Raw genomic sequence first — 5,538 nt, forward strand, 5'->3', positions numbered from 1 at the left:
CAGTCCGGTTTCGCCGCGGGTCAGCTGCGCGGCTTGCTGTTCTCGGGATCGTAGAGCGGCGCGTAGCCGATGCCGGCGACCTCGACCTCGAAGGGCTCGTCGAAGTAGGTCACCTGCAGCTTGCGCCCCACTTCGCAATACTCATGCGGCAGGTAGGCCAGCATGATGTTCTTGCCCACGCTGGGACCGAAGGCCTGCGAGGTGGTGTAGGAGCGGCGGCCAAGCGCGTCGACCAGCACGGCGCCGGTCTCGGGGTCCATCACCGGCATGGTGTTGACCGGGTAGCGGGCGATGCCCTTGCTGTCGACATTGTTGGTCATCACCAGCGTGCAGAGCATCGCGGGCTGGTGCGCGCGGGCGCGGTACTCGACGTGCTTTGCCTTGCCGCGGAAGTCGGCCTCCTTGACCTTCGGACGCGAGAGGTCCGCCTCGTAGAGGTTGTACTGGGTGATGAGATCCGCGTTCTGCAGGCGCAGCGACTTCTCGAGGCGGCGCGAGTTGGCATAGGTCTCGACCCCCACCGCCATGACACCCGTCGAGCGCAGCGCGTCCCAGACGGCAAGACCGTCCTCGTAGGGCATGTGCAGCTCCCAGCCCTGCTCGCCGACGTAGGAGATGCGGAAGGCGGTGACGGTCTTGCCGGCGATCTCGATCGGCTTGATGGCGGCGAAGGGGAAGTTCTCGGCGTCAAGCCCGGCCGGATCCGCGACCACCTTCTTGAGGTTCTCGCGGGCGTTCGGGCCCCAGATGCCGATGGTGGTGAACTTCTCGGTGACGTCGGTGATCGTGACGTCGAGCCCTTTGTCCATCGCGGTGCGCTTCATGTACTCGAGGTCGCGCGGTCCGGCGTCGGCACCGTTCACCAAGCGGCAGCGGTCGCCCATGCGGAAGACGGTGAAGTCCGCGCGCACCATGCCCTCGTCGTCGAGCATGTGGGTGTAGATGCCCTTGCCGACCATGGTGTCGCCGCCGATCTTCGCGGCGCAGAGCCATTCCATCAGCGCCACGTGGTCCGGGCCCTCGATGTCGGTCATGTGGAAGTGCGACAGGTTGATGAGGCCGCAATCGGCGCTCATCTCCAGCTGCTCGGCGTTGGACACGCGCCAGAAGTGGCGGTTGTCCCACTCGTTCTCGCGCAGCGGCACCTGGTCGGCGTATTTCTCCAGCAGGTGCTCGTTGGCGGCGTAGCCATGCGCCCGCTCCCAGCCGCCGAGTTCCATGAAGTAGCCGCCCAGCTCGACCTCGCGCTCGTAGAAGGGCGAGCGGCGGATGCCACGGGCGTTGCCGAAGGGCTCGCGCGGGTGGACGGGCGGGTTGTAGATCTTGGCGGCGGTTTCCTCGCAGCGGCCCCAGATGAAGTCCTCCTTCAGCTGGAAGTCCTGGAAGCGCGAATAGTCGATCGCGTGGTGGTCGATGTGGGTGCGCCCGTCGGTCATCCAGTCGGCGATGAGCTTGCCCATGCCGGGGCCGTCCTTGACCCAGATCGCCACGGCGTACCACAGGCCGCGCAGCTTGCGGCTCTCGCCCATCGACGGGCCGCCGTCGGTGGTGGTCTGCAGCAGGCCGTTGAACGAGTGGCTCTCGTTGAAGCCGAGTTCGGCGAGGATCGGGGTCAGCTCCATGGCCCTTTCGAGCGGCTCGATCACGTCTTCCAGCGACAGGTCGCGCATCGACGGCCCGAGGCGCGCCTGGCCCTTCTCGAGGATGTCGCGCGGATGCACCATCCGCACGTCCTTCTCGTAGTAGTAGCCCCATTCCATCTGGCCACCCTCGGTGGTCGCGGGATCGCCGGTGTCGCGCATGTAGGCCGAGTTGCCCTGGTCGCGCAGCAGCGGACGGCCGATCTCGAGGCCGGTGCCGGCGAATTCGTCATAGGGTCCGAAGAAGGTCAGCGGGTGGTCGACCGGCATCACCGGCAGGTCTTCGCCCGCCATGGCGGCGATCAGGCGCCCCCAGAGGCCGGCGCAGACCACGACGTGATCGGCCATGATCGTCCCGCGCGAGGTCTTCACCCCCGTCACGCGGCCGTTCTCGGTGATCAGCTCCAGCGCCGGGGTGTTGGCGAAGGCCTTGAGCTTGCCGGACTTCTCGGCCTGGTCGACCAGCTTGCCCGCGACGGTCTGCGAGCGCGGCACGACGAGGCCCGCATCCGGGTCCCACATCGCGCCCTGGATCTGGTCCTCTTCGAGAAGCGGGAACTTCTCCTTGGCCTCGGCGGCGGAGATCATCCGCACGTTGGTGCCGAAGGCGCGGCCCGAGTCGCAGCGGCGCTTGAGCTCTTCCATGCGCTGATCGTCACCGACGCGCGCCACCTCGAGCCCGCCGATGCGGCTGTAGTGGCCCATCTTCTCGTAGAAATCGACCGAGTACATGGTCGCCCAGGTGCTCAGCAGATCGTGGCTGGTGCAGTAGCAGAAGTCCGAGGCGTGGCCGGTCGAGCCGATGTCGGTCGGGATGGCCGACTTGTCGATGCCGACGATATTGTCCCAGCCGCGCTCTACAAGGTGGTGGGCGACAGAGGCGCCGACGATGCCGCCGAGACCGACGATGACGACATTCGCGCGTTCAGGAAAGGAAGACATGGGTGCAGTCCGCTTGTTCGAGGGGAGTACGCAAGTGATAGGGCGTGGCGCGGCGCATTGATGGCGCCGAACCGGCATTCACCGCGCGAAAACCGACCGTGTTTCGCGCGGCAGGGGGTCAGAGCTGGCGTTCAAGCTCCGGCAGGATCTCGAAAAGATCGCCGACAAGCCCGTAGTCCGCAACCTGGAAGATCGGCGCCTCCTCGTCGGTGTTGATCGCGACGATGACCTTGCTGTCCTTCATGCCCGCAAGGTGCTGGATCGCGCCGGAAATGCCGCAGGCGACATAGAGGTCCGGAGCGACGACCTTGCCGGTCTGTCCGACCTGGAAATCGTTCGGCGCATAGCCCGCATCGACCGCCGCGCGCGAGGCGCCGACGGCGGCGCCGAGCTTGTCGGCGACCGGGCTCAGCACCTCGCGGAACTTTTCTTCCGAGCCGAGCGCGCGGCCGCCCGAGACGATGATCTTTTGCCGGCGTAGATCGGGCGCTTGAAGGTGTCGGCCGCGACGACCTCGGTGATCTCCGAGATCTGCATCACGTCGAGCAGCGCGGCAACGCGCGGCAGGACGTTCTTGCCGGTGGTGGTGGCGGGCGCGAGCAGGGTGTCATAACCCTCTGCAAGCGCCACGATCAGGGCCGCGCTGGCCTCGGCCAGCCGGTGCTCGAGCGCGTCGCTCTCGGCCAGCAGCACGCTGCGCACGCCGGTGAGCTGCGCAGCGGCCGCGGCGGCGGGGGCGGCGCCCTTGCCGGCGATCAGGATGTCGACCTCGGTGCCGATCTGCAGCGCGGCGGTCAGCGCCTTGGCGGTCTGCTCGGAAAGCGCTGCGTTGTCGTGGTCTGCGAAAAGAAGAATGGCCATGATGTTTGCTCCCGCTCTCAGATGACGCCGGCTTCGGTCTTGAGCTTGTCGAGCAGCTCGCCGACGCTGCCCACTTTCACGCCCGCCGCCCGCGTCGCGGGCTCCTCGACGCGCAGCACCCTGAGGCGCGGGGCGGTCGCGATGCCGAAGTCCTCGGCGCTCTTCTGGTCGAGCGGCTTCTTCTTGGCCTTCATGATGTTGGGCAGCGAGGCATAGCGCGGCTCGTTGAGACGCAGGTCGGCGGTGACGATGGCCGGAAGCGCGATCTCGATGGCCTGCAACCCGCCGTCGACCTCGCGGGTGACCTTGGCGCGGCCCTCGCCCAGCTCCAGCGCCGAGGCAAAGGTGCCCTGGCTCCAGCCGAGCAGCGCCGCCAGCATCTGGCCGGTCTGGTTGCTGTCGTCGTCGATCGCCTGCTTGCCGAGGATCACGAGGCCGGGCTCCTCCTGCGCGACCACGGCCGTCAGCAGCTTGGCGACGGTCAGCGGCTCGACCGGCCCCTCGGCGGTGATCAGGATGGCACGGTCGGCGCCCATGGCGAGCGCGGTGCGCAGCACGTCCTGCGCCTGCGCCGGGCCGATCGACACGACGATGACCTCGTCCGCCTTGCCGGCTTCCTTGAGGCGGATCGCCTCTTCGACGGCGATCTCGTCGAAGGGGTTCATCGACATCTTCACATTGGCCAGATCGACGCCCGTGCCGTCCGCCTTGACGCGGATCTTCACGTTGTAATCGACGACCCGCTTCACCGGGACCAGCACCTTCATGTCGCTTCCTCTCTGCCGTGCCCTGGGGTGACCGGGGGCATCCTTGCCCGCGCAGGGGCGGACCGTGGTGAGTTTCGGAGAACAGAGGCGACGGTCCGAGGACTGTCGCAAATGTTCGCCCGCATCCGTTCGACCGGCGAAGACGTCGCGTTTTTCCCATACAGAGGCGCGTTCGGCGAAGCCCTCGCAGATATCGTAGCGCAGAGTATTGCGACGAAACGCTGTCAGAAGACAGGATCTTTGCGACGAGCGGGGATGAGGGCTACGACAGCCCGCCGAAACGTCCCCGCGCAGCCCCGGAGTGCCCGCATGACATCTCTCCCCATGCCGCAGAAGGCCACCTCGCGCGCGGCCTCGCCGCAGGCCATGCGGCGCAAGCCAGAGGATGCGCGCCTCTCGGTGGGCTTCATCCTCGCCAAGCGCTTCACCCTCTGCGCCTTCGCCAATTTCGTCGACGTGCTGCGGCTGGCGGCGGACGAAGGCGACCGCAGCCGGCCGATCCTGTGCAACTGGACGGTGCTCTCGGACACGATGGACGCGGTGCCTTCGAGCAGCGGCATCACGGTGCAGCCCAAGGAGCGGCTCGGCGATCCCGCGCGCTTCGATTACATCGTCGTGGTGGGCGGGCTGATGGACGAGATGCAGACGCTCGGCCCGGCCTACGTGGGGTTCCTGCGCCAGGCGGCCGCGGCGGGCGTGCCGCTGGTCGGGGTCTGCACGGGGGCGTTCCAGTTGCACCAGGCGGGCCTGATGCAGGGCTACCGCTGCTGCGTGAGCTGGTTCCACCACGCGGATTTCCTCGAACAGTTCGAGGGGCTGAACCCGGTGGCCGACCAGATCTTCGTGGTGGATGGCGACCGGCTGACCTGCTCCGGCGGGGCCAGCTCGGCGCATCTGGCGGCCTATCTGGTGGACAGGCACGTGGGCCGGGCGCAGGCCAGCAAGAGCCTGCACATCATGATCATCGACGACGCGCTGCAGGCCGAGAAGCCGCAGCCGGGGATCACCCTGGGCTTCAAGACCCGCGACCCGATCGTGCTGCGCGCGCTCCAGCTCATGCAGCAGACCGTCGACACGCCGCTTTCCGTCGAAGAGATCGCCCGGCGGATCGGGCACAGCAAGCGGCAGCTCGAACGGCATTTCCGCAGCGCTCTGGACATCTCGCCGCAGGCGGCCTTTCTCAACATCCGCCTGTCGCTGGCCCATCACCTGCTCCTGACCGCGGAGAAGACGATCGCCCAGGTCGCGGTGGATTGCGGCTTCTGCGACTCGTCGCACCTGAGCCGCATGTTCCGCCGCCGCTTCGGCTGCACCCCGCAGGCGCTGCG

General features: G+C 67.5%; 3 protein-coding genes and 1 pseudogene. 1 reads left to right on the plus strand and 3 read right to left on the minus strand.

All coding sequences use genetic code 11. The annotated features are described in order from the left end of the window. Window positions 1–20 precede the first annotated feature (20 nt). From IQ782_RS29245 to IQ782_RS29255, 3 genes and pseudogenes are all read right to left on the minus strand, one after another. Window positions 21–2,582, minus strand: a complete 2,562-nt coding sequence (locus IQ782_RS29245; protein WP_194138178.1) for a GcvT family protein — start codon at window positions 2,580–2,582, stop codon at window positions 21–23. Between the two features lie 118 nt (window positions 2,583–2,700). After that, window positions 2,701–3,443 (minus strand): annotated as a pseudogene (locus IQ782_RS30255) (electron transfer flavoprotein subunit alpha/FixB family protein). A gap of 17 nt (window positions 3,444–3,460) precedes the next feature. Continuing rightward, window positions 3,461–4,210 carry an electron transfer flavoprotein subunit beta/FixA family protein gene (locus IQ782_RS29255; protein ID WP_194138179.1) on the minus strand — a complete coding sequence of 250 codons (750 nt, stop codon included), beginning with the start codon at window positions 4,208–4,210 and terminating at the stop codon, window positions 3,461–3,463. A gap of 366 nt (window positions 4,211–4,576) precedes the next feature. Between IQ782_RS29255 and IQ782_RS29260 the strand changes: the two genes are divergently transcribed. Continuing rightward, the coding region (locus IQ782_RS29260; protein ID WP_420832704.1) for a GlxA family transcriptional regulator at window positions 4,577–5,538 on the plus strand (962 nt) is incomplete at its 3' end.

Source organism: Salipiger mangrovisoli (assembly GCF_015223355.1).
GTDB lineage: Bacteria > Pseudomonadota > Alphaproteobacteria > Rhodobacterales > Rhodobacteraceae > Salipiger > Salipiger mangrovisoli.